The organism is Burkholderia sp. CCA53 (assembly GCF_001685525.1).
In the GTDB taxonomy this organism is placed as follows: Bacteria; Pseudomonadota; Gammaproteobacteria; order Burkholderiales; family Burkholderiaceae; genus Burkholderia; species Burkholderia multivorans.
Genome location: NZ_BDDJ01000003.1, coordinates 257611 through 281810 on the forward strand (window position 1 = coordinate 257611; position 24200 = coordinate 281810).

Below are 24200 nucleotides of genomic sequence, written 5' to 3' on the forward strand. Positions count from 1 at the left end.
TCTCCGTGTCGAGGGCGCCGTCGGTCATGCCGGAGTGAGCCATAGCGTGGCGAGCGGCGGCAGCCGTAGCGTTGCCGACCACGCTTCGCCGTGCGCGGGCACATCCTCCGCCCACACGGCGCCGTCGTTGCCGGCGTTGGTGCCGCCGTAGACGGCGGCGTCGGTATTCATCAGTTCGCGCCACGCGCCGGGCGCCGGTAGCCCGACGCGATAGCCGGTGCGCGGCACGGGCGTGAAGTTGCAGACGGCGACGACGGTGTGCCCCGCATCGTCGCGGCGCGCGAACGCGAACACGCTGTTGTCGCGGTCGTCGCCGATCAGCCAGGCGAAGCCGGCCGCATCGCAGTCGAGCGCATGCAGCGCGGGCTGCGCCGCGTAGGTGCGGTTCAGGTCGCGCACGAGCCGCTGCACGCCGCGATGTGCGGGCGCGTCGAGCAGATCCCAGTGCGGCGTGCCGTCGTGCGCGAACTCGGCCCACTGCGCGAGTTCGCTGCCCATGAACAGCAGCTTCTTGCCCGGATGCGCCCACATGAAGCCGAAGTACGCACGCAGCGTCGCGAGCCGCTGCCAGGCGTCGCCGGGCATTTTCGACGCGAGCGAGCCTTTGCCGTGCACGACCTCGTCGTGCGAGAGTGGCAGCACGAAGCGCTCGGAGAACGCATAGACGAGCCCGAACGTCATGCGGTCGTGGTGATAGCGGCGATGCACCGGATCCTCGTGCAGATACGCGAGCGTGTCGTGCATCCAGCCCATGTTCCACTTGAAGTCGAAGCCGAGCCCGCCGTCGTGCGTCGACGCGGTGACGCCCGGCCACGCGGTCGACTCCTCGGCGACCGTGACGACGCCCGGCGGCGCATCGTCGCCGTGCAGCGTGTCGTTCAGTGCGCGCAGGAATGCGACCGATTCGAGGTTCTCGCGGCCGCCGTAGATGTTCGGCACCCACTCGCCGGCCGCGCGGGAGTAGTCGCGATACAGCATCGACGCGACGGCGTCGACGCGGATGCCGTCGACGTGATAGCGGCGCGCCCATGCGAGCGCCGACGCGATCAGGAACGCGCCGACCTCGTTGCGGCCGACGTTGAACACGCAGGTGTGCCAGTCGGGATGCATGCCTTCGCGCGGGTCGGCATGCTCGTACAGCGCGCTGCCGTCGAACTGCGCGAGCCCGTGCGGATCGTCGGGGAAGTGCGCGGGCACCCAGTCGACGAGCACGCCGATGCCGGCCGCATGCGCGCGATCGACGAAGCGCGCGAAGCCGTCGGGCGGCCCGAAGCGCGCGGACGGCGCGAACTGCGCGAGCGGCTGATAGCCCCACGAGCCGCCGAACGGATACTCGGCGATCGGCATGAATTCGACGTGCGTGAAGCCCATGCCGCGCACGTACGGAATCAGCCGCTCGGCGAGCTCGTCCCAGGTCGCGTTGCGGTCCATCTGCTCGGGATAGCGCTGCCACGATTCCGGATGCACCTCGTAGATCGACCACGGCCGCCGATAGCGGTCGCCGTGCGCGCGCGCCTGCAGCCACGCGTGGTCGTGCCAGGCGAAATCGTCGACCGCGCCGGTATCGGCGACGATCGAGGCGGTACGCGGCGGCGCCTCGGTCGCGCGGGCGCACGGGTCGGCCTTGTGCGGCAGCACGCGCCCGTCGGCCGCGCGCAGCTCGTACTTGTAGCGCTCGCCCGCGCCGATCCCCGGCACGAACAGCTCCCACACGCCCCATGGCAGCCGCAGCCGCATCGGATGACGGCGGCCGTCCCACGCGTTGAAGTCGCCGACGACCGATACGCGTTGCGCATTCGGCGCCCAGACCGCGAAGCGCACGCCGTCGACGCCGTCGATGCAGGTCGGCACCGCGCCGAGGCAGTCGAGCACCGCCGACGGGTTGCCGGCCGCGAAGCGCGCGAGCGTCGCGTCGTCGAGCAGCAGCCCGAACGCGTAAGGGTCGTCGATCACGTGCCGCGCGCCCGGCCACTCGACCGCGAGCCGGTAGCGGCCGTCGTGCGCCAGCGTGCCGGCGAAGCAGCCCGCGTCGTCGACGCGCGCGAGCGTGCCGAGCTCGGCGCCGTCCGGCGCGAGCACGCGCACGTGCTGCGCGCCGGGCAGCAGCGCGCGCACGATCGTGCCGCCGTCGTGCGCATGCGGCCCGAGGCAGGCGAACGGATCGGGATGGCGGGCGCCGAGCAGCGCGTCGATGTCGGCGCGGTCGAACAGCGCGTCGGTCATGACTCGTCTCCGTCTTCGGCGCCGCGATGTTCGAGCAGCCGCTCGACGAGGGCCGCGAGGCCGCCGACCGGCACGCAGAGCCAGTCGGGACGGTTCGCGGCCTCGTAGCAGAGCTCGTACGACGCCTTGTCGATGAGGAACAGCGCGAGCAGCCGGTCGGTGTAGCGCGGATCGACGAAGCGCACCGGCGCATGCTCGGCGGCTGCGCGATAGCAGTCGACGAACGCGTCGGCGGCGGCGCGGCCGAAGCGCTCGAACAGCGCGCGCTTGCGGTCGGCGGCCTGCGGCGGCGCTTTCTCGATCGCGAACTGTCCGGTCGCGCTCACGTACGACAGCGAGCGCAGGAAGCCGGCCACGTCGCGCAGCGGGTGTGACTTTGCACGGCGTCGCTCGAGCGCGCGCGCGGGCTCGCCTTCGAAGTCGATCAGCAGCGCGTCGCCCTGCACGTCGAGCACCTGCCCGAGATGGAAGTCGCCGTGGATGCGCGTGCAGTGCGCGTCGAGCGTGCGCGGCACGAGTTCGCCGAGCGCGCGCACGGCCGCGTCGCGCGACGCGAGCAGCCGTTCGGCGGCCGCGCGCGTGTCGGCGTCGAGGCCGTCGAGCCGCGTGCCGAGACAGTCGAGCGCCTGCTCGAACGACGCGATCGCGTCGGCGCACCAGCCGTCGACATGCTCGGGCGTCGCGCGCTCGGGCGCGAACGCCGGATCGTCGGACGGCTGCGCGAGCGCGACGTGCAGCTCGCCGAGCCGCTTGCCGACGACACCGGCGAACGCCGCATAGCCGAGCAGCGCGTCCGTCTCGGCGTCGGGCTCGGTCGTGTCGGCGTCGTCGGCGGCCGGCAGCGCGAGCTCGTCGACCGCGCGTTTCAGAAAGTCGAACGAACGCGTCCACGCATCGCCCTGGTTGTCGACGAAGCGCTGCAGGATCGCGACCGTATGCGGGCGCCCGTCCGGATCGACGTGCACGACTTCGCCGGCGAGCGCGGCGGTGTTCTGGTAGCCGATGCGCGTCAGATGCCGGCTCATCTCGGCTTCGGGATGCACGCCGTGCGCGACCTTGCGCACGAGCTTCAGCACGATCGCCTCGCCGATCACGAGCGAGCTGTTGCTCTGCTCGGCCGCGAGCCAGCGCACTTCGGCTTCGTCGCCGGGGTCGAGCGACGCCAGCGCGGCCTCGGGCAGGAACGCGAGATGGCCGCCGTCGGACGTCGGCACCGTCGCGCCCGCGCGCAGCTTGCGCAGCATCCCGTGCGCGAACGCGGGCAGCGCGAACGCGTCGGTCAGATAGCCCACCGTATGGCCGCGCCGCACGCGCGCGAGCGCGAGCTGCGCGAACAGCGGGCCGGAGGTCTCGCCGCCCCACGCGACCGCGAGCGGCACGACGTAGCGCTCCGCGTGGCTGTCGCCGCGCACCGTCACGCAGGCTTCCGCGTACTGGAACGATTCGCCCGGAATCGGCGTGACGACGTTCAGGCGCGCGTCGGCGATCGTGCGGTCCTTCGACGCGAACCAGCGCCGCCGCGTGAGCCACGACGCGAGCGCGTCGTGCGCGAGCGTGTGCAGCTGCGCGACGTCGGGCCGCGTGTCGCCGCGCCGCATCACGAGCGTCACGTATTCGGGCAGCGGTTCCGCATGCGGCTGCCGCCACGCGGGCTCGCGGCCGTGCGCGGACAGCACGAACCAGAGGAAGCCGTACGGCGGAAAGGTGAGCAGATACGGGAGCTGGCCGACGGGCGGGAACGGCGAGTCCGAGGTCATCTCGATCGGCACGCGCCCCGCAAATTCGGACAGGTCGAGTTCGACCGCCTGCGACGCGCGCGACAGGTTCGCGACGCAGAGCACCGGGTCGTGCCCCTCGAGTTCGCGCAGATAGGCGAGCACCTTGCGGTTCTCCGGGCGCAGGAAGCGGATCGATCCACGGCCGAACACCTGCGTCGCACGCCGTGTCGCGAGGATGCGCCGCGTCCAGTTCAGCAGCGAGTGCGGGTCGCGCGTCTGCGCTTCGACGTTGATCGCGTCGTAGCCGTACAGCGAACCCATGACGGGCGGCAGCACGAGCAGTTCCGGGTCGGCGCGCGAGAAGCCGCCGTTGCGGTCCGACGACCACTGCATCGGCGTGCGCACGCCGTCGCGGTCGCCGAGATGGATGTTGTCGCCCATGCCGATCTCGTCGCCGTAGTAGATGACGGGCGTGCCGGGCATCGACAGCAGCAGCGAATTGATCAGCTCGATGCGGCGCCGGTCGCGCTCCATCAGCGGCGCGAGCCGGCGCCGGATCCCGAGGTTCAGCCGCGCGCGGCGGTCGCTCGCGTAGGTCTGCCAGAGCAGGTCGCGCTCGGAATCGGTGACCATCTCGAGCGTGAGTTCGTCGTGATTGCGCAGGAACACCGCCCACTGGTTGCTCGGCGCGAGCGCCGGCGTCTGCCGCATGATGTCGATGATCGGAAAGCGGTCCTCGCTCGCGATCGACATGTAGATGCGCGGCATCAGCGGAAAGTGGAACGCCATGTGGCATTCGTCCTCGTTGCCGAAGTATTCCTGCACGTCCTCCGGCCACTGGTTCGCTTCGGCGAGCAGCATCCGGTTCGGATACTCGGCGTCGATCGTCGCGCGGATCCGCTTCAGGATCGCGTGCGTCTCCGGCAGGTTCTCGTTGTTCGTGCCTTCGCGCTCGACGAGATACGGCACCGCGTCGAGGCGCAGCCCGTCGATGCCGAGGTCGAGCCAGAAGCGCATGACCTGCAGCACTTCGCGCACGACGGCCGGATTGTCGAAATTCAGATCCGGCTGATGCGAGTAGAAGCGGTGCCAGTAGTACTGGCCCGCGACCGGATCGTGCGTCCAGTTGGACGTCTCGGTGTCGAGAAAGATGATGCGCGTGCCGGCGTATTTCGTGTCGGTGTCGGACCACACGTAGTAGTTGCGGTACATCGAGCCCGGCTTCGCGCGCCGCGCGCGCTGGAACCACGGATGCTGGTCCGACGTATGGTTGATCACGAGCTCGGTGATGACGCGAATGCCGCGCGCATGCGCTTCGCGGATGAAGCGGCGCACGTCGGCGAGCGTGCCGTAGTCGGGATGCACGTCGCGATAGTCGGAGATGTCGTAGCCGTCGTCGCGGCGCGGCGACGGATAGAACGGCAGCAGCCAGATCGCGTCGACGCCGAGTTCCGCGATGTAGTCGAGCTTCGCGATCAGCCCCGGGAAGTCGCCGATGCCGTCGTTGTTCGAGTCGAAGAACGACTTCACGTGCACCTGGTAGATGATCGCGTCCTTGTACCACAGCGGATCGTCCGCGCAGAGCGCGGGCGCGGGCCGGCGCACGCGGCGCTGGCGCGGCGAGCCGGCGCGCGGATGCGACGCGAACTGCGCGCGCCGCACGTCGTCGAGGGAATCTTCGCGTTTCATCTTCCATGTCCTCCCGACGAGCGACGGTCGTCGTCCGTGGCGGGTCTGGGTGCCCGCGCCGCGCCGGCGGCGGGCGCCAGTCGCCAGATCGTGTAAGGCCGCACGTGCGGATCGAGCGACACGTATTGCCGATGGCCGCGCCACGTCGTCGGATGCGCGGCATCGTGCTCGTGCGCGTCGAGCGGTTCGCCTTCGACGAGCCCGAGGCCGCGCCACAGCGCGCCGTCGAGCGTGAAGTTCGCGGCCTGCGGATGCCACGGATCGAGGCTGATCGCGACGACCACCACGCTGTCGAACGCGGGCGTCGCCTTCATGAACACGAGCACCGCGTCGTTGTCGGCGTCGACGAACGTGATGCCGAGATGCGTCTGCAGCGCGCGGTTGTCGCGCCGCGCGCGGTTCAGCCGCGCGATCTCGGCGCCGATGTGCGCGGCCTTGCTCCAGTCGCGCGCGCGCAGTTCGTACTTCTCCGCGTCCGCGTATTCCTCGCTGTTCGGCAACGGCGCCGATTCGCCGAGCTCGAATCCCGAATACATGCCCCATGCGCCGGACAGCGTCGCCGCGAGCGCCGCGCGGATCACGAACTGCGTGCGCGGCGCGTTCTGCAGGTGGCGCGGATTGATGTCCGGCGTGTTCACGAAGAAGTTCGGCCGGAAGTACTCGCGTGCGGGGCCTTGCGTCAGTTCGGTCAGATACTCGATGAACTCGCGCTTCGATTCGCGCCACGTGAAGTAGGTGTACGACTGCGAGAAGCCGAGCTTCGCGAGGCGGCCCATCATCCCGGGCCGCGTGAACGCCTCGGACAGGAACACGACGTCCGGATGGCGGCCGCGAATGTCGGCGATCATCCACGCCCAGAACGGCAGCGGCTTCGTATGCGGATTGTCGACGCGGAAGATCCGCACGCCCGCGTCGATCCAGAACTGCACGACGTCGCGCAGCGCGAGCCACAGGCCGGGCAGCGCGTCGGGCGCGTAGAAGTCGGGGTTCACGATGTCCTGATAGCGCTTCGGCGGATTCTCCGCATAGCGCAGCGAGCCGTCCGGACGCCATGCGAACCAGCCGGGGTGCGCCTTGAGCCACGGATGATCGGGCGAGCACTGGATCGCGAAGTCGAGCGCGATCTCGAGCCCGTGGTCGCGCGCCGCGTCGATCAGCCGGCGGAACGAATCGAGCGTGCCGAGCTGCGGGTGCACGGCCGTGTGGCCGCCGTCGGGCGAGCCGATCGCGTACGGGCTGCCGACGTCGTCGGGTGCGGCCTGCAGGCTGTTGTTGCGCCCCTTGCGCGCGGTTGTGCCGATCGGATGGATCGGCGGGAAATACAGCACGTCGAAGCCCATGTCGCGAATGCGCGGCAGGTGCGCGATCACGTCGTCGAAGGTGCCGTGCCGATCCGGATCGTTGCTCGCCGAACGCGGGAACATCTCGTACCAACTCGAGAAGCACGCGGCGCGGCGGTCGACGTCGACCGGATAGACGGTATCGTCGTGCGTGACGAAGGGCCGGTAGCGCAGCGCGGCGACCGCATCGGCGAGCGCGGGCGCGCCGAGCAGCGCGAGCCGGTCCTCCGGCGACGCGCGCTTGAATTCCTTCGTCAGCTGCTCGATGCGCGCGCGCGCCTGCGGATCGACCGGATCGGCGAGCTTCGCGGCGGTCGTGAGCAGCAGCTGCGCCTCGCGCAGTTCGAGCGACACGTCCTGGCCGGCCGCACGCTTTTTCGCGACGTCGTCGACGAGCGACGCCCAGTCGTCGCGCCACGCGATCACGCGGAATTCGTGACGGCCGAGCCGGTCGAGCGTCACCTGCGCGCGCCAGCGATCGTTCGGCTCGGCGACGAACGGCACCTCGCGCCAGTCGCTTTCGCCGGCCGCGCGCCACGCGAGCACGGCCGCGAGATGCGCATGGCCGTCCGAGAAGATCGACGCGCGCACGACGAGCGTCTCGCCGACCACGCGCTTGACCGCAAAGCGTCCGCCGTCGACGGCCGGCTCGACGCGCTCGATCGCGATCCGGTCGGCGCCGAGCGCGGCCGACAGCGCGTCCTGGTCGCGTTCGGGGTCCGCCGGCAGCGTCGCGGGCGGCGCGCGGCGCGCGTCGCGCAGCGCGCAGGCGCCGGGCGCGAGCGTGAACGCGTCGAGCGCGGCCGGCGTGCGCGACGGCGCGTCGTTCGGCGTCGCCACGTGCGTGAAGCCGCCCGGCACGCCGGGCAGGATCGTCGCCGGATCGACGCGCGCTTCGGCGTCGAGATCGGGGTTCAGCGCGATCAGCAGCGCGTCGTCGTCGTATTCGAGCGACGCGCTCGTGCCGCGCAGCAATACGGTCGCCGGTGCGTCGGGCGCGCTCAGCTGCAGCAGTTCGCCGCGTGCGGCCGCGACCGGCGTCGCGCGGCGCCAGGCGTTCGCGTCGGCGAGCGTACTCGACAGATCGAAGCGCGCGGCGTCGAACGCGGCGCGGTAGCGCGCGGCGCTCGCATCGCGTGCCATCAGCGGCAGTGCGACGCCGCGCTCGAAGCCCATCGGCACGAGCCAGCCCGTGCCGACCGCGGCGGCCGTCCACAACGCGCGGCGATAGGCCCGTGCGACGCGCTCGTCGGGCGCATCGCGCCAGTCGTCCGCGAGACGCGGGCCGTCGAACGCGTCGGGAAACGCGATCGGTGCGCCGATGCGGCGCAGGAAGCGGTGCTCGTCGACGAACCACGGCGCGCGCAGATCCCACCAGCGCGCGGACGAGAACACGGCGTCGAAGCCGGCCGATTCGAGCGGCGCGAGCGCGTCGCGCGCATGGCCCGGCACGCCGGCGATCAGCGCGAGCGACGGCCGCACGCGCTGCAGCGCGGCGCGCCACTGCGCCCACCATGCGGCCGGCAGGTGCTGCGGCGCGTCGACCAGAAAGCCGGCGGCGCCGGCCTGCGCATAGGCCGTCAGATGCGCGCGCCACCACGCCGACAGCGCATCGCGCGCCGCGTCGTCGGTCAGGTTCGCGTGCGCGATGTCCTGCGCGTGTGCGGCGCTGCGCGGGTCGATCAGCGCGTCGTCGTGCGCACGCTCGACGTACCAGTGCGGATGTGCGGCGCGCAGCGGGTTGTCGCGCGCGACGCGCTCCGGCACGACTTCGAGCAGCACGCGCAGCCCGTGCCCTTGCGCGAGCTGCGCGAGCCGCGCGAAGGTGTCGAGCGCGCTGTCGCGCGTGCCGAACACGTCGGCGGGCCGGTCGAAATCCGCGACGTGGCGCGCAAAGCCGGCGGGGCTCGACGCCCAGAACGCGCCGACGAGCACATGATCGAAGCCCATCCCCGCGACATGCGCGAAGGTCGCCGACCATGCGTCGAGCGGCCCGACGAGGCGGGCGTCGCAGAAGTAGAGATGCGGAGCGAAGGTCGGCACAGGTTCCATGTGAGCGTTCGGGCAGGCAGCGAGGGCGATCAGGGCGCAAGCCGAACGCAACGCGCGTGCCCGCTCCGCGCAGCGCCGCGCGACAACGCCGGCGCGGTGCCGCGCCGATGCGGCCCTGTCGTTTTTACATGAGGTGCGTACCGGGAACGCGCGGCGGCGCGGCGCACGCTCACATGCGCGGCACCGAGCGGATGTCCGTGCTGTCGCCGAGCGCCGAGGCGTCGTCCGCTTCGGGCAGCGGCGCGCCGGGGTCGTAGCGCACGATCGCGCCGCGCTCGATGCGGTGCGGGAAATCGGGCGGCGCGTCGACCGTGTCGCCGAAGCAGGCGCGCACGTACGCGCGCAGCAACGCGACGCGCGCATTCGGGCCGCGCGCGGCGCAGGTCGACGGGCCGTCGGCGAACGACGCGTCGCACTCGACCTCGCCGCCGCGCCGCACGATGCGCAGGTCCGTGACGCGATCGAGCACGGCGCCCGCGTCGGCCCACGAACGCGTCGGCGCGAAGTGCGCGTCGAGCCGGCGCAGCGCGTCGCACGCGGCCGTCACGACCACGGTCGGCGTGACGGCCGTGAAGCGCAGCGTATCTTCGTGGTCGGCGCAGAGGCCGCGCACGGACCAGTAGTCGAGCGTGGTTCCGTCGAGTTCGTCGATCTGCATGGAGCTCTCCGTCGTCAGGGGGCGTCTTTGCGCGCAAGCGGCGTGCCCGGCCGGTCGAACGGTGCGGCGGCCGGCTCCGGCTTCGGCTCCGGCTGCGGCGCGCGCATCCGCGCGACGAGCGGATAGTGGTCGGACGCGTGCCGCGCGCGGGCGCTGCGATGGACCGCGACGTCGACCAGCAGCTCGCCCGGATGCACCCAGATTCGGTCGAGCGAGAACAGCGGGCAGACGGTCGGGAACGTGCGCGGCGCGGGCGCGCGCCGGAACCGCGTGACGAGCGCCTGCAGCGCGCGGCCGCGCACGAACCATTCGTTGATGTCGCCGAGCAGGATCACCGGCATCGCCCCGGTGTCGAACGCGGCGAGCAGCCGCTGCACCTGCGCGCTGCGTTCGCGCGCGGACAGCCCGAGGTGCGTCGCGACGACGCGCAGCGGGCCGGTGCGGCAGTCGATGTCCGCATCGAGCGCGCCGCGCGGCTCGCGCTGATGGAACGACAGATCGAGCGTGCGCGCCGCGCGGATCGGATAGCGCGACAGCACTGCGTTGCCGTAGCGGCGCTCGGCCGTATCGATCGTCGGGCCGGCCGCCGCGTGCATGCCGGTCGCGTCGCGCAGATGCGCGAGCACGTCGGGCCCGCGCGTGCCGCCGAGCGGCACTTCCTGCAGCGCGATCACGTCCGCGTCCAGTTCGTCGATGACCGCGGCGATCCGGTCCGCTGCGCGCGCGTGCCACGGGCCGTAGCCGCCGTGGATGTTGTACGTCGCGATGCGCAGGTCGCGGCCGCCCGGCGCGGCCGCGGGCGGCGCGGGGGCCGTGACGACTTCGGGCGGCGCTGCCGTGTGCCGGATCAGCGCCATCGCCGCAGCATCCTGACGAGCAGCGCCGACACGCCGACGAGCGCGATGCCGATCGCCGCGAGCCACGCGAACGCGGTCGGCCCCGGATGGCTGAACGCGGCGAGCAGCTGGTTCGCGAAGATCACCGTGAGCACGATGCCGGGCAGCATGCCGATCGCCGTGCCGATCACGAAGTCGCGCAGCCCGATATGCGACGCGCCCGCGACGAGGTTGACGACCGTAAACGGCGCGATCGGCAGCAGCCGCAGCACCGTCATCGCGACCACGCCGCGTTTGCCGAGATGCTCGCTGAGCCGGTTCGCGCGCGCGCCGGCGAGCCGGCGCACCGCGTCGCGGCCGAGCCAGCGGCCGAGTCCGTAGGTCGCGACCGCGGCCATCAGCGTGCCCGCGCCCGCATAGGCGAAACCGGGCCACGCGCCGAACACGAGGCCGGTCGCCGCGATCAGCAGCGTGATCGGCACCGCGAGCGTCGCCGCAATCACGTAGCCGAGCAGCAGCAGCACGGGCGCGGCCGGCAGTCGCGACATGCCGGCGGCCGCATGTGCGAGCGATGCGACGTTCAGGCGCTCGCCGAGCGGCGAGAAGCGCCACGTGAGCGCGAGCGCGGCGATCAGCAGCACGATCGCGCCGAGCACGAGGAAGCGCGCGCTGAGCGTGCGGTGCTGTTCGCGCGGCACGAACTCGCGGATCAGCCGATCGGGCTCGATCGGCTGCTCGGGATCGAGCCACGCGCTGACCGGCACGAGCGCGTCGAGCTGCGGCGCGACCGACGGATCGAGCGTGCGCAGCGAACGTCCGCGGTCCTTGCGCAGCCGGTCGAGCGCGTCGTTCGGCCGTGCGCCGCGCGCGAGCGCGTCCGCGAACGCGTCGGCGACGGCCGCGGGCGTCGTGCCGAGATGCTCGGCCAGCAGGCGGTCGCGCGTGCCGGCGATCGCGGCGCGCACGCGCGGGTCGCCGGCCGCGACCAGCGCGACGCAGCATTCGGTGTCGAACAGCATCGAGCGGTTGTTCAGGTTCGCGCTGCCGATCATCAGGCATTCGTCGTCGACGATCGCGACTTTGCTGTGCACGTTCACGCAGCCGTCGCCGAGCCCGTCGACGTGCGGATACAGCAGCCGGTAGCGCCCGAAGCGGTCCGCCGCGACGAGCGTGGCGTGCAGCCGCGCGCGCAGCACGCCCATCGTCGCTTCCTGCAGCCAGCCGCTCTGCACGCGCGGCGCGACGACCGTCACGTCGGGCCCGTCCTCGTCGGCGAGGCGCGCGGACAGCGTCTCGCGCACGACGGCCGCGGTGAAGTACTGGTTCTCGATATACAGATGGCGGCGCGCGGTGCGGATCGTGTCGGCGACCAGTTCGCGCACCTGGCTCACCGGCGCCGAGTCGCGATGGCGCGGCGCCGTATAGGCGATGCCGAGCTGCACGTCGCGCACGTCGACCTGCGCGCCGGGCGGCCACGGGTCGGGATCGTCGTCGCGTTCGAGATGCTTGTGCGCGCGGATCGCGATCGGCCGTCCGCATGCGCGCAGCCAGCGCGCGCGTGCCTGCTCGCCGATCGCTGCGGCCGCGTCGCCGTCGAACATCGTGTGCACGTCGTGGAACGGTCCGTACGGCATGCCCTGTTCGTCGCGCCGGCGCGGGTCGTCCGCCGCATGCGCGGGCGTGTCCCAGCGCGCACGCGTCAGATCGAGGCCGCCGACGAACGCGAGCCGGTCGTCGATCACGACGAGCTTCTGATGATGCGACGCGCCGCGCGGATGCGCATCGTCGAGCCGGAACACGATCCCGCGATGCGCGCGCCAGCTCGCACGATAGACGGGCGGCCAGTCGCGCTCGAGCGCGTAGATCATCGCGAAGTCCCACGCGAGCACGTAGATCCGCAGGTTGTGCCGGCGCGACGCGAGCGCGTGCAGGAACGCCGCGAGCGTATCGGGGAAGCCGTCGTCGGCGCCGCCCGGCATGAGCCGCATCCGGCTGTCGACGTCCCAGCCGAGGATGAACACCGTATGGCGCGCACGCAGGAGCGCGGCCCGCAGTGTCGAGAAATACGCGTCGCCGTCGATCAACGTCGCGAAGCGGTCCGCATGACGAATCGTGTCGCAGTTGCGGCCGACCTCGAGCAGGCCGTGCCGGACGATCGCGTCGCCCGGTGCGGCGCCGCGCTGCGCGTCGTCGGCGCGCGCCGGGCCGGCCGTCGCGAAGCCGGTGCGCGAGCCGCGGGCCGGCACGATCATCGTGCGTCGACGTCCCGGTCGCCGTCGATGCGCTGCAGCAGCACGTCGCAGCGTGCGCGCAGCGCCTGCATTTCCGGCGAATGCGCGTCGAGGCGTACGCGCTCGCCGTCGGCCGGCTGGCCGTGCGCCGTCGCGACCTCGTAGATGCCTTCCGCGATCGCCGAGGCGGCTTCGACGATGCGGATCCGGTCGAGCCAGTCGCATTCGGCGTGGTGGTACGCGAGCCATGCGCGCAGCGCGCCGACGACCTGGCCGATCGTGAGCCACGCGCCGGAACGCATGCGCGCGGCCAGTTGGCTGGTGACGAGATACGAAAGCAGATCGGTCTGGGTCACACGAGACTCCTTGACGAAGTGTCGGGACGGCAGATCCGTACGCCGGCGAGGTTTTGCAGCGTCCGGCAGATCGCCGCGAATTCCACCGGGCTCGTTCGCGAGAACGAGACCGAGATGTCGTCGGTGTCCGGATCGTCGTCCGACTGCTGGACGATGAACCGCTTCACGCGCACGTGCCGCGTGCCGAGCGCGTCGTGCAGCGTGCGTAGCGTGAGCCCGCCGCGCTCGACGACGAGCCGCAGCGTGCGCTGTTGACGCTGCGCGATGAAGCGGCGTTCGAGCGGCTTCACGCCCGCGAGGATCACGAGCACGATGACCGTCGCGCCGACCGACGCGACGATCATGCCGCCGCCGACCGCGAGACCGACACCGGCGACGGCCCAGAGGCTCGCCGCGGTCGTCAGCCCGCGCACTACTTCGCCGCGCAGCAGAATCGAACCGGCACCGAGAAAGCCGATGCCGGACACCACCTGCGCGGCGACGCGCGACGGATCGAGTACGACGCCGTTGCGGCCGGCGACGTCTTCGAAGCCGTAGGTCGACACGAGCATCGTCAGCGCGGAGCCGACGCACACGAGCATGTGCGTGCGCAGGCCCGCGGCCCAGTTCAGCCGCTCGCGCTCGAGGCCGATCACGCTGCCGAGCAGCGCAGCGAGCAGCAGGCGTCCGAGGAGTTCGACGTGGCCGATCATCGCGTGTCTCCCGAGGTGGTGCCGACCCGGTGCCGGGACGGTTCGATGCCACGGGGATGCAAGCGGCGTGCCGGTTCGCCGCGCGCGGGTACGCCGCGTGCGCGCGCAGCATCGGGCGCGCGTGGCCGTCGTGCGGCGCGCATTTTTTTCAGGTGATCGCAGATAAGCACAGGAGGCCATCGTGCAGCATCAACAGGACGCACAGGTACGCGATCCGTATCGCGGCCACGAGATCCGCGTGTGGGCGCGGCGCAACGAGCGCGGCGCATGGCGCGACGAAGTGCAGCTCTACGTCGACGGCGCACGCATCGAGCTGATCGTGCCGGAGCCGGCCGGCCCCGAATGGCTGACCGAGGACGAAGCGCTGCGTGCGGGCGTCGAGCGCGGCCGCTATCTGGTCGACAAGCGCGTCGACGACGATTGACGGCACGGCGCTTGCGCCGCCTCTGCCACTGTGCGGCCGCGCGGCGGCCGCTTGCCGGGAGACACGATGGACGACGACACGCGCATCCTCCATATCTATCGCTACGACCCCGATCGGGACGCGGCGCCTTACATGCAGCGCTACGAGATCGCCGTGCAGCCCGACGACCGGATGCTGCTCGACGTGCTCGGGCGCCTGAAGCGCGAAGACGAGACGCTCTCGTATCGACGCTCGTGCCGCGAAGGGATCTGCGGCTCCGATGCGATGAACATCAACGGGTCGAACGGGCTCGCGTGCCTGACCAACATGAAGACGCTGCCGCGCGAGATCACGCTGCGCCCGCTGCCGGGCCTGCCGGTCGTGCGCGACCTGATCGTCGACATGACCGACTTTTTCAATCAATACCACTCGATCAAGCCGTATCTGATCAACGATACGCCGCCGCCCGAGCGCGAGCGGCTGCAGTCGCCGGCCGAGCGCGACCAGCTCGACGGGCTGTACGAATGCATCCTCTGCGCGTGCTGTTCGACGCAGTGTCCGACGTTCTGGTGGAATCCGGACAAGTTCGTCGGGCCGGCCGCGTTGCTCCAGGCGTACCGGTTCATCGCCGATTCGCGCGATCTCGCGACGGGCGAGCGGCTCGATAACCTCGAGGATCCGTATCGGCTGTTCCGCTGCCGGACCATCATGAACTGCACGAGCGTGTGCCCGAAGGGGTTGAATCCGGCGCGCGCGATCTCGAACATTCGGGCGATGCTGGTGCGGCGCGCGGTGTAACGGGCGAGGCGAGGGTGGCGATCGTGGAGCGCTTGCGAGCAGGTGTGTGATGCGGTGGCGGCGATGGTGCGCGCGAGGCGGTGTCTCGGTGGCGCGCGCGTCGTGATCGAATGCGTGTTTGCCGCGATTGTCGGTATGTGTCAGCCTGCCGTTGGCGCGCAGTACTGTGCCAGTGAGTGGACGAACGCGGCGGGCGGTCAGTCGTGGCCGTCCTGCCTTGCAATATTTTTCGTTAGCGGTGACAAGAAGCGTTACGGATGTCGTTGCGAAAGCAACTAGTCGAGATTGAACGCGCGGCCCGTATGCGCGTTGCTGTCGGCACACCGTGAATTTGTCGTAGTCTGCCTGCGTGCCTGCGTGCCTGCGTGCCTGCGTGCCTGCGTGCCTGCGTGCCTGCGTGCCTGCGTTCCGCGGCGCACCGCCCGTCTCCCACGTCATCGATGAATCGCCGCACGCAGTCTGCGCACATCCTGCGTCGACACCGGCGCCGCGCGATTGCCCCATGCGCCGCGCACGTAGCTGACGACCGCCGCGATTTCGCTGCTCGTCAGCGCGCCGCGCATCGCCGGCATCCGCTGCACGCCGCTGCGGTCGCGTTCGCCCGGTGCCGGACGCGCGCCTTCGACGACGATGCGGATCGCGCTCGTCGGATCGGCCGCGACGACGACCGGATTGCCGGCAAGCGGCGGGCCGTGATGCGGTATGCCCGTTCCGTCCACACCGTGACAGCGCGCGCAAAAGCTCGCATACACTCCCGCGCCGGGCGCCTGCTGGCCGCCTTCGGGGCGCGGGCCGGCCGCGGTCAGCCGCGGCATGCCGACGCCGAGCGGATTCGTCGCGGCAGTCGGTTGCGCGGGCAACGACTTTAGATAGACGGCGATCGCATGGCGATCGCCGTCGGTCAGCAGCGCGGTGCTTTCGCCGACGACCGGCGCCATCGCACCGAACACCGAACCGTGCCGCGTGTGGCCGTCGCGCAGGAATGCCGCGATGTCGTCGACGGACCAGCGGCCGAGTCCGTCGTTGTCCGCACCGGTCAGGTTCGGCGCGAACCAGTGATCGGTCACGCCGCCCGTCAGAAACTTCGCGCTGCGCTCGTCGTAGCCGCGCTCGTTATATGCGGGGCCGCGCGGCGTATGGCAGGCGCCGCAGTGGCCGAGCCCCTGCACCAGGTACGCGCCGCGGTTCCATGACGCGGAGTGCGACGGCGACGGCACGAAGCGTTCGTCGTTGGCGAACACCAGGCGCCACAGCCCGAGCGCCCAGCGCTGATTGAACGGAAACGGCAGCGCCGTGCGCTTGCCGGCCTGCGGCGACGGCGCGACGCCGTGCATGAAGTACGCGTAGAGCGCACGCACGTCGTCCGGATGGAGCCGCGCGAACGAGGCATACGGCATCGCCGGATAGAGGTTGCTGCCGTCCGCGCGCACGCCGCGCCGCAATGCATCGTCGAACTGCTGCAGCGTGTAGCGGCCGATCCCGTGTACGGGATCGGGCGTGATGTTGGGCGCATAGATCGGACCGAACGGCGAGTTCACCGGCTGTCCGCCCGCGTAGGGCGTGTGGTCGGCCGCATCGTGACATGCGGAGCAGTCGCCGGCATGGGCGAGATAGCGGCCGCGCTCGATCAGCGCGGCATCGGCATCCGCGGCGGTCGCCGCGACGAGCGGCCGGCGCACGTCGTCGTGCGCCGACGCATCCGGCACCGCAGCGCCGGTTCCCGAGGCAGCGGATGCCGACGCTTGCGCGTCCGACGCACCGCCGCCCGCCGCCGCACCGCCGTGCCGCGAGGATAGCCGCGCATCGCGCTCCGCGCGCGCGGCCATCGCCGCATCGGCCGGCGCGCGAATCCGCGTGAAGCGCCATCCGGATGCCGGCTCCGGCGCGGACGCCGCCGATGCCGCATCGGCCGTATCGCGTTGCGCGCTGCCGTCGTCGAGCGGATCGCAGCCGCCGAGCACGGCGGAGAGCGCGAGCGCCACGATCGCCGGCCGACGCGCGCAGCGCAAGCGAAACCGAAACCGGAAGCGAAACCGAAAGCGAGCGGACGAGATTAGCGCCATGGACTGCACGGCCCCACGAAACCTGTGACGATCCCGGTAAACACGAGACCGACGACGAACCCGAGCGCGGCGAGCACCGCGCAGCGGACCAGAAACCGCGTGCTGTCGTCGCGCGTCGCCGCGCGGATGTCGGGCTCGTCGGGCCGGCGCCAGACACGGGCGATCCACGCCGCACACGCAGCCGCGAGCGCGAACGCGCCGCCCGCGATGAGCGCGAGCCAGACGCCGACATGCGCCCAGCGCGGCGCGAGCTGCGCGACGCCGAGCGGATAGCACGCGGTCGACGCGAGCGTCTCGGACGCAGCCATCTGCGCGAACCACAGCGCGGGCGCGCCGACGAGCCCGGCCGCGATCGCGAATAGCGGCATCAGCGAACGGCGGGCGCGTGTCATCCGGGCCTCCTGAGCCAGTACGGCGTCACGTACAGCGCGGTGAAGATGAACAGCCAGACGAAATCGACGAAGTGCCAGTACAGCGCGCCGACACTCAGCGCGACGCGCCGCTCGCGGTCGAAGAAGCCGGCCGCGGTCCAGCCGGCGAGCAGCGCGAGAATCGCGAGCCCCGCGACGACGTGCGCAAGGTGAAAGCCCGTGATCGTGAAATACAGGCTGCCGTACAGATGGGCGGTCGGCCCGTACGGATGCTCGCGCCATTCGTGCAGCTGGACGAGCGCGAACGCGACGCCGAGCACGAGCGCGACGGCGAGCGCGGCGACGGCACGCGGCCGGCGGCCGGCGCGCACCGCCCGTTCGGCGAGCCAGACGAACACGCTGCTCGACAGCAGCACGGCCGTGTCGACGCCGGCGAGCCCGAGCTTCGGCATCCCTTCGGGCGGCCACGGCGCGGCCGACTGCGACTGCAGGTAGAAATAGCTGAACAGCAGATAGCCGAACAGGCCGGCCTCGGTCACGACGAGCGTCAGCACACCCCACCAGCCGCCCGCGCGTTTGCCGCAGCTGCCGACCGGCAGCGGCGCGCCATACGGCGCGGGCGCGGCCGGCGGTGCAGCGACGGCGGCCGGCTCCTGCATCGTGAACGGCGCGGGCGGCGGCACGCCGTCGCGCTCGGGGGCGGGGGCGCGCTGGCCGAGCGAGCGGCGCGGCCACAGCCACGCGCCGAGCGCGATCGCGCAGCCGAGCGCGGCAACGCCGACGAGCGTCGGCGAGCGCACCAGCATCGCGGCGAACACGGCCGTCGCGAGCAGCGACAGCACGAACGGCACGCAGGTGTCCTCCGGCATCTTGAGGATCGCGCTCGGCGTCGCGGCGAGCGGCGACACCGCGAGCGCCTCGCGCCCGTCGGCGAGCCGGTAGCCGACGCGCAGGCTCGAGCGGCGCGGCTCGCCGCGCGTTTCCCACAGTGGATGGCGCGACGCGATCAGCGGCAGCACCGCGAAGTTGTAGGCGGGTGTCGGCGACGCGACCGACCATTCGAGGCCCGGCGCGCCCCACGGATTGTCGCCGGCGCGCGCGCCGCGCCGCGCGCTGACGAGCGCGTTGATCACGAACATCACGATGCCGATGCCGAACACGAACGAGCCGATCGTCGTCAGCAGGTTCGACGTATCCCAGCCCATGCCGGACGGGTAGGTGTAGATGCGGCGCGGCATCCCGAGCAGCCCCGACACGTGCATCGGAAAAAAGCCGACGTTGAAGCCGGTCAGCACGACCCAGAACGTCCAGCGGCCGACGCGTTCGTTCATCATCCGGCCCGTGAACTTCGGAAACCAGTAGGTGATGCCGCCGAGCACCGGAAACACGTTGATCCCGAGCAGCACGTAGTGCAGATGCGCGACGACGAAGTACGTGTCGGTCAGCTGCCAGTCGAGCGGCACGGCCGCCGTCATCACGCCCGATACGCCGCCGATTACGAACATCAGCACGAAGCCCGCGAAATACAGGAACGGCGTGCGGAACACGGGCCGCCCGGTCCAGATCGTCGCGATCCACGCGAACACGGCGACCGCGCTCAGAATCGAGATCAGCATGCTGGCCGCGCCGAAGAACGCGAGCGCGAGCGGCGCAATGCCGGTCGCGAACATGTGATGCACCCAGACCTCGAAGCCGATCAGCATCGTCGCGACGGTCGACACCGCAACGGCTTCGTACGCGACGAGCGGCCGCCGGCAGAACGTCGGCAGTGCATCGGACACGATCCCCATCGCGGGCAGCACGACGACGTACACCCACGGGTGCGCGAACATCCAGAACAGGTGCTGCCAGAGCAGCGGGCGGCCGTCGTGCGCGACGTCGAAGAAGTGCGTGCCCGCATTGCGGTCGAGCCACAGCAGGAAGAACGCCAGGCTCACCGACGGCACCGCGACCAGATTCGCGACGGACGCGGTCAGCGTGCCCCACACGATGATCGGCAGCCGGTCGATCGACATGCCGTGCGCGCGCATGCGCAGCAGCGTGACGACGAAGTTCGCGGCGCCGCCCGTCGTCGAGATGCCGAGCAGGATCATCCCGAGCGCATAGATGTCGATGTTCGCGCCCGCGCTGTAGTCGAGCGACGTGAGCGGCACGTAGTTGAACCAGCCGCCGTCGGGCACCGCGCCGAGCGGAAAGCTCGCGTAGAGGAACAGCCCCGCGAACAGGAACACCCAGTACGAGAACGCGTTCAGCCGCGGAAACGCCATGTCGCGCGAGCCGAGCATCAGCGGCCACAGATAGTTCGCGAAACCGGACAGCACGGGCAGCGCGTACAGGAAGATCATCGTCACGCCGTGCATCGTGAACAGCGCGTCGTACTGCGCGGGCGTGAGCAGCGTCGCGTTCGGCCGCGCGAGCTGGATGCGCATCACGAGCGCCTCGACGCCGCCGAGCAGCAGAAACGCGAAGGCGGTGACGATGTAGCGCAGGCCGATCCGCTTGTGGTCGACGGTGCCGAGCCAGCCGCGCCAGCCCGGCTCGGACTCCCACAGCGCGGCGAGCGCGCGCTCGTCCGGCGAGCCGGGCGGCGCGTCGCCGAGATCCGGCACGCGCTCGAGCACGGGGCGGGAGTCGTGGGTGACGGCCATCGGCATCCTCCGTTCAGTGCAGCGTCGCGAGATAGGCGGCGAGATCGTCGGCGTCGCGCGGCGCGAGCGCGAACGACGGCATCAGCGTCTGCGGCTTGATCTGCTGCGCGTGCGCGATCCAGCGGCGCAGGTTGTCCGGCGTGTTGTCGAGCGTGCCGGCCGCGAGCGACCGGCGCGACGCGAGGTGCGTGAGGTCGGGGCCTGCATCGCCGGCCGCGTCGGTGCCGCGCACCGCGTGGCAGCCCGCGCAGCGCGCGGCGAACACGCGCGCGCCGTGCGCGGCCGCGCCCGCGGGCGGTGCGGCGGCCGGCCGGCGCTGCGCGTCGAGCCACGCGCGAAACGCGTCGGGCGGCTGCGCGACCACGTCGAACGCCATGTGCGCGTGCTGCGCGCCGCAGTACTGCGAGCACTGGCCGCGATAGACGCCGGGCCGGTCGGCCTGCAGCCACTGCCGGTTCGTCTGTCCGGGAATCGTCTCGGTCTTTCCCGCGAGCTGCGGCACCCAGAATGCGTGGATGACGTCCGCGCTCTTCAGTTCGATCGCGATCGGCTCGCCCACCGGAATATGGATTTCGTTCGCGGTGACGAGCGCCGGTTCGCCCGGATAGCGCACGGCCCACCACCAGTCGTGCGCGATCACGGTGATCGTCAGCACGGGCGGGCGCGGCGGATAGGCGACCGCGCCCAGCACGCGCAGCATGTAGACGAGCGCGCCGAACAGCAGCACGGCCGACACCGCGCTGCCGATCGCGACGAAGCGCACGCCGTCGCCGCCGCGGGCCTCGCGCCTGCGGCGGCGAAACAGCGCCAGCGCGAGCAGCGTCGCGATCGCGATGCAGACGAACGTGCAGAGCGCGAGCAGCGCCCACCCGAGCACGAACACCGGCCGCGCGGCGGGGCCCGCCGCGTGCGCGACATACGCGAGCGGCAGCGGTTCGGCGGCGGCCTGCGCGCATGCAATCGCTGCGGACGCAACGATACACGCGAGGGCGCACGCGACGCGGCGCACGTTCGGGGAAAGCGGGACCAGCAACGCGACTCCTTGCCGAATGCGGCGGACGACGACGGCGACAGGCGGTGCAGCAATTTCCGTGCGTGCGCGCGGCGAGTGCGGCGCGCGACGCGTGCGCGCGTGCATCGGCGGCCGCGTTACAGCGGCGTTGTAAATCGGGCGTGCGCGCGCGCCGTGCGGCCGGATCGCATGCGCCGGCCGTCGCGCGGCATGCCGGTTGCTCCGTCGCCCGCGTCCCTGGCGCGCGGCGTGTGCACGGCCGCGACGCGCGGGCCACGGAGCAGATCGGAGGAAACGAACGTGAAAACCGTCGCGATCACGGGCGCGAGTGCCGGCGTCGGCCGCGCGACCGCTCATGCCTTTGCCCGGCTCGGCGCGAACGTCGCGCTGCTGGCGCGCGATCCGCGCGCGCTCGAGGACGCCGCCGCGGAAGTGCGGGCGTACGGCGTGCAGGCGCTGCCGATCGCGGTCGACGTCAGCGACGCCGCCGCGCTCGATGCGGCCGCCGCGCGCATCGAGCGCGAGCTGGGGCCCGTCGACGTGTGGGTCAACAACGCGATGGTCACCGTGTTCGCGCCGTTCGACGCGATCGCGCCGGAGGATTTCGCGCGCGTGACCGACGTCACCTATCTCGGCTGCGTGAACGGCACGCGCGCGGCGCTGGCGCGGATGCGCACGCGCGATCGCGGCACGATCGTGCAGGTCGGCTCGGCGCTCGCGTATCGGTCGATTCCGCTGCAGGCGCCGTATTGCGGCGCGAAGCATGCGATCCGCGGCTTCACCGACGCGCTGCGCTGCGAGCTGCTGCACGACGGCAGCCGCATACGCGTGACGATGGTGCAACTGCCCGCGATCGATACGCCGCAGTTCGACTGGGCCGAATCGGAACTGCCGAACAAGCCGCGGCCCGTCGCGCCGGTATACGCGCCGGAAGTCGCGGCCGATGCGATCGTGCGCGCCGCGCGTCGGCCGTGTCGCGAGCGCTGGGTCGGCTGGTCGTCGCTCGCGGCGATCCTCGCGAACGGCGTCGCGCCGGGCTGCTTCGACCGCTATCTCGCGTACACGGCCGTGCGCGGCCAGCAGCGCGCGGAACCGGCCGGCGTGCGCGCCTCGAACCTGTGGGAGACGGTGCCGGACGGGCACGCGACGCGCGGCGCGTTCACCGACGAGGCGCACCGCACGGGCGCGGACGGCGCGCTCGGCTCCGCGCGCGCGCTCGCATTCGGCGCGGCGTTCGTGCTGGTCGCGGCCGGCGTCGTGGCCGCGCGGAAGCTGAACCGATGAGTGCGACGCCGATCGAGGACTACGCGCCGATCGGCGACGGCCGAAGCGCGGCGCTCGTCGCGCGCGACGGCAGCATCGACTGGCTCTGCTGGCCGGATTTCGATTCGCCGCCGTGCTTCGCCGCGCTGATCGGCACGCCCGAGAACGGCCGGTTCCGGCTCGCGCCGCGCGAGCCCGACGCGCGCGCCACGCGTCGCTATCTGCCCGGCACGGCGATTCTCGAAACGACGTTCGACACGTCGTCGGGCCGCATCGTCGTGATCGACTGGATGAGCTGGGCCGCGGACGATCCGTGCCTGATCCGCAGCGTGCGCGGCGAGCACGGGTGCGTCGCGCTCGACGTCGAGCTCGGCGTGCGCTTCGACTACGGCTATGCGCTGCCGTGGTGCCGGCGCTTCGGCCGCCGCTGGCGGATGATGACGGGCGGCGACGCGATGTGGGTCGACACCGATGCCCGGCTCGACGTGCAGGACGACCGACTGGTCGGCACGCCGACGATCGCGGCCGGCGAGCGCATCGATATCTGCATCAGCTATGCGCGCTCGTACGACCGCGCGCCGGCGGTGCCCGATGCGTATGCGTCGCTGCGCGACACGCACGCGTTCTGGCGCGCGTGGTCGCGCAGCCACGCCGCGCAGGGGCCGTACGGCGACGCGATCGAACGCGCGCTGATCACCATCAAGCTGCTGACGAGCCGACGCACCGGCGGCATCGTCGCCGCGCCGACCAGTTCGCTGCCGGAGCGCTTCGGCGGCGTGCGCAACTGGGACTACCGGTTCTGCTGGCTGCGCGACGCGAGCTTCACGCTGCGCGCGCTCGCGCGCTGCGGCTATCGCGACGAGGCGGCCGGCTGGCGCGACTGGCTCGTGCGCGCGATCGCCGATCATCCGTCGCAGCTGCAAGTGCTCTATGCGGCCGACGGCAGCCGCCGCGCGGACGAATGGCAGGCCGAGCACCTGGCCGGCTACGGCGGCGCGCGGCCGGTGCGCTTCGGCAACGCGGCCGCGCAGCAACAGCAGCTCGACGTCTACGGCGAAGTGCTCGGCGCGCTGTATCAGGCGCGCCGTCACGGGCTGCCGCCGGACGACGACGCCTGGCTGCTCGAGCGGCGGCTGATCGACCATCTCGCGACGATCTGGCGCGAGCCCGACGAAGGGATCTGGGAAGTGCGCAGCGGCCGTCATCAGTTCACGTCGTCGAAGGCGATGGTGTGGGCCGCGGTCGAAAGCGCGTACCGTTCGGCGCGCGCGTTCGGACATCACGCGCCGCTCGACGACTGGCGGCGCTGGGCCGACACCGTGCGCGACGAGGTGCTCGCGCGCGGCTATCACGCGAAGCTCGGGCGCTTCGTCGATCGCTTCGACGGCGACGGCCTCGACGTGAGCCTGCTGCTGATTCCGCTGAGCGGGATGCTCGATGCGAGCGACCCGCCTGTTGCGGCGACGGTCGCCGCGATCGAGCGCGAACTGCTCGAGGACGGGCTGCCGTTCCGCTATCGGCCCGAGCGTTTTGTCGACGGTTGCGAAGGGGACGAGGGCGCGTTCGTCGCGGCCGGCTTCTGGCTCGCGCAGGTGTACCGCCTGCAGCGCCGCGACGACGATGCGCACGCGCTGTTCGAACGGCTGCTCGCGCTGCGCAACGACGTCGGGCTGCTGTCCGAGGAGTACGACGTGCACACGCACCGGATGTGCGGCAATTTTCCGTTTACGCTCGCCCACGTCGCGCTCGTCAACGCGGCACTCGCGCTGCAGTGCGACGCACAGCAGGACGACGTCGGCGTCGCGTAGGGCCGCCGGCGCCGCCGAACGCGGCACGCCGGCGCCACG

At 71.6% G+C, this 24200-nt stretch carries 16 protein-coding genes; 4 read left to right on the top strand and 12 right to left on the bottom strand.

Annotation, left to right across the window (positions count from 1 at the left end):
- Positions 1-24: 24 nt before the first annotated feature.
- The 8 genes from glgB to BCR55_RS27965 form a co-directional block, all read right to left on the bottom strand.
- Complete coding sequence (gene glgB / locus BCR55_RS27930) at positions 25-2223, bottom strand: 1,4-alpha-glucan branching protein GlgB (protein WP_065496987.1); 2199 nt, start codon at positions 2221-2223, stop codon at positions 25-27.
- On the bottom strand, positions 2220-5630 hold the full coding sequence (gene treS, locus BCR55_RS27935) for a maltose alpha-D-glucosyltransferase (RefSeq protein WP_039224214.1): 3411 nt from the start codon (positions 5628-5630) through the stop codon (positions 2220-2222). The genes glgB and treS overlap by 4 nt, the downstream gene beginning before the upstream one ends.
- On the bottom strand, positions 5627-9022 hold the full coding sequence (locus BCR55_RS27940; RefSeq protein WP_065496989.1) for a maltotransferase domain-containing protein: 3396 nt from the start codon (positions 9020-9022) through the stop codon (positions 5627-5629). The genes treS and BCR55_RS27940 overlap by 4 nt, the downstream gene beginning before the upstream one ends.
- A 169-nt stretch (positions 9023-9191) precedes the next feature.
- The gene (locus tag BCR55_RS27945; protein WP_053298982.1) at positions 9192-9680 is read right to left on the bottom strand and encodes a phage protein NinX family protein; all 489 of its coding nucleotides are present in this window, start codon (positions 9678-9680) and stop codon (positions 9192-9194) included.
- Positions 9681-9694: 14 nt separating this feature from the next.
- On the bottom strand, positions 9695-10537 hold the full coding sequence (locus BCR55_RS27950; protein ID WP_006405123.1) for an endonuclease/exonuclease/phosphatase family protein: 843 nt from the start codon (positions 10535-10537) through the stop codon (positions 9695-9697).
- The gene (locus BCR55_RS27955) at positions 10528-12768 is read right to left on the bottom strand and encodes a VTT domain-containing protein (protein ID WP_053298983.1); all 2241 of its coding nucleotides are present in this window, start codon (positions 12766-12768) and stop codon (positions 10528-10530) included. Before BCR55_RS27955 ends, BCR55_RS27950 begins: the two co-directional genes overlap by 10 nt.
- Positions 12765-13103: a hypothetical protein gene (locus BCR55_RS27960; RefSeq protein ID WP_006405125.1), complete on the bottom strand. Its 339-nt coding sequence runs from the start codon at positions 13101-13103 to the stop codon at positions 12765-12767. Before BCR55_RS27960 ends, BCR55_RS27955 begins: the two co-directional genes overlap by 4 nt.
- Complete coding sequence (locus BCR55_RS27965) at positions 13100-13795, bottom strand: MgtC/SapB family protein (protein ID WP_006405126.1); 696 nt, start codon at positions 13793-13795, stop codon at positions 13100-13102. The genes BCR55_RS27960 and BCR55_RS27965 overlap by 4 nt, the downstream gene beginning before the upstream one ends.
- Positions 13796-13976: 181 nt before the next feature.
- Here BCR55_RS27965 and BCR55_RS27970 point away from each other — a divergent pair, with 181 nt between their 5' ends.
- Together BCR55_RS27970 and BCR55_RS27975 are read left to right on the top strand one after the other, a co-directional pair.
- On the top strand, positions 13977-14219 hold the full coding sequence (locus tag BCR55_RS27970; protein ID WP_006398965.1) for a DUF6566 family protein: 243 nt from the start codon (positions 13977-13979) through the stop codon (positions 14217-14219).
- Between the two features lie 66 nt (positions 14220-14285).
- Entirely contained in the window at positions 14286-14996 is a 711-nt protein-coding gene (locus BCR55_RS27975) for a succinate dehydrogenase/fumarate reductase iron-sulfur subunit (RefSeq protein ID WP_053298986.1), read from the top strand.
- A 434-nt stretch (positions 14997-15430) separates the two neighbouring features.
- On the opposite strand, the gene BCR55_RS27980 is transcribed toward BCR55_RS27975, so the two are convergent.
- Genes BCR55_RS27980 through coxB form a run of 4 tightly spaced genes read right to left on the bottom strand, consistent with a single transcriptional unit; the run spans position 15431 to position 21111 of the window.
- Positions 15431-17059, bottom strand: a complete 1629-nt coding sequence (locus BCR55_RS27980) for a cytochrome c (RefSeq protein WP_053298984.1) — start codon at positions 17057-17059, stop codon at positions 15431-15433.
- A complete protein-coding gene (locus tag BCR55_RS27985) occupies positions 17050-17451 on the bottom strand; it encodes a hypothetical protein (RefSeq protein WP_053298985.1) in 402 nt (133 codons plus the stop codon). The genes BCR55_RS27980 and BCR55_RS27985 overlap by 10 nt, the downstream gene beginning before the upstream one ends.
- Positions 17448-20078, bottom strand: coding sequence for a cytochrome c oxidase subunit I (gene ctaD, locus BCR55_RS27990; RefSeq protein WP_065497203.1), 2631 nt, complete (start codon positions 20076-20078; stop codon positions 17448-17450). The genes BCR55_RS27985 and ctaD overlap by 4 nt, the downstream gene beginning before the upstream one ends.
- A 13-nt stretch (positions 20079-20091) precedes the next feature.
- Complete coding sequence (gene coxB / locus BCR55_RS27995) at positions 20092-21111, bottom strand: cytochrome c oxidase subunit II (protein WP_065497206.1); 1020 nt, start codon at positions 21109-21111, stop codon at positions 20092-20094.
- 279 nt (positions 21112-21390) lie between these two features.
- Here coxB and BCR55_RS28000 point away from each other — a divergent pair, with 279 nt between their 5' ends.
- Together BCR55_RS28000 and BCR55_RS28005 are read left to right on the top strand one after the other, a co-directional pair.
- Positions 21391-22374: an SDR family oxidoreductase gene (locus tag BCR55_RS28000; RefSeq protein WP_053298999.1), complete on the top strand. Its 984-nt coding sequence runs from the start codon at positions 21391-21393 to the stop codon at positions 22372-22374.
- Positions 22371-24161 (top strand): glycoside hydrolase family 15 protein, encoded by a 1791-nt coding sequence (locus tag BCR55_RS28005; protein ID WP_053298988.1) that lies wholly within the window; start codon positions 22371-22373, stop codon positions 24159-24161. The genes BCR55_RS28000 and BCR55_RS28005 overlap by 4 nt, the downstream gene beginning before the upstream one ends.
- Positions 24162-24200: the final 39 nt, after the last annotated feature.

Bases quoted from the DNA above. Each gene is read 5' to 3' on its own strand.
- glgB (WP_065496987.1), bottom strand. From the start codon at position 2,223: ATGACCGACGCGCTGTTCGACCGCGCCGACATCGACGCGCTGCTCGGC.
- treS (WP_039224214.1), bottom strand. From the start codon at position 5,630: ATGAAACGCGAAGATTCCCTCGACGACGTGCGGCGCGCGCAGTTCGCG.
- BCR55_RS27940 (WP_065496989.1), bottom strand. From the start codon at position 9,022: ATGGAACCTGTGCCGACCTTCGCTCCGCATCTCTACTTCTGCGACGCC.
- BCR55_RS27945 (WP_053298982.1), bottom strand. From the start codon at position 9,680: ATGCAGATCGACGAACTCGACGGAACCACGCTCGACTACTGGTCCGTG.
- BCR55_RS27950 (WP_006405123.1), bottom strand. From the start codon at position 10,537: ATGGCGCTGATCCGGCACACGGCAGCGCCGCCCGAAGTCGTCACGGCC.
- BCR55_RS27955 (WP_053298983.1), bottom strand. From the start codon at position 12,768: ATGATCGTGCCGGCCCGCGGCTCGCGCACCGGCTTCGCGACGGCCGGC.
- BCR55_RS27965 (WP_006405126.1), bottom strand. From the start codon at position 13,795: ATGATCGGCCACGTCGAACTCCTCGGACGCCTGCTGCTCGCTGCGCTG.
- BCR55_RS27975 (WP_053298986.1), top strand. From the start codon at position 14,286: ATGGACGACGACACGCGCATCCTCCATATCTATCGCTACGACCCCGAT.
- BCR55_RS27980 (WP_053298984.1), bottom strand. From the start codon at position 17,059: ATGGCGCTAATCTCGTCCGCTCGCTTTCGGTTTCGCTTCCGGTTTCGG.
- BCR55_RS27985 (WP_053298985.1), bottom strand. From the start codon at position 17,451: ATGACACGCGCCCGCCGTTCGCTGATGCCGCTATTCGCGATCGCGGCC.
- ctaD (WP_065497203.1), bottom strand. From the start codon at position 20,078: ATGGCCGTCACCCACGACTCCCGCCCCGTGCTCGAGCGCGTGCCGGAT.
- BCR55_RS28005 (WP_053298988.1), top strand. From the start codon at position 22,371: ATGAGTGCGACGCCGATCGAGGACTACGCGCCGATCGGCGACGGCCGA.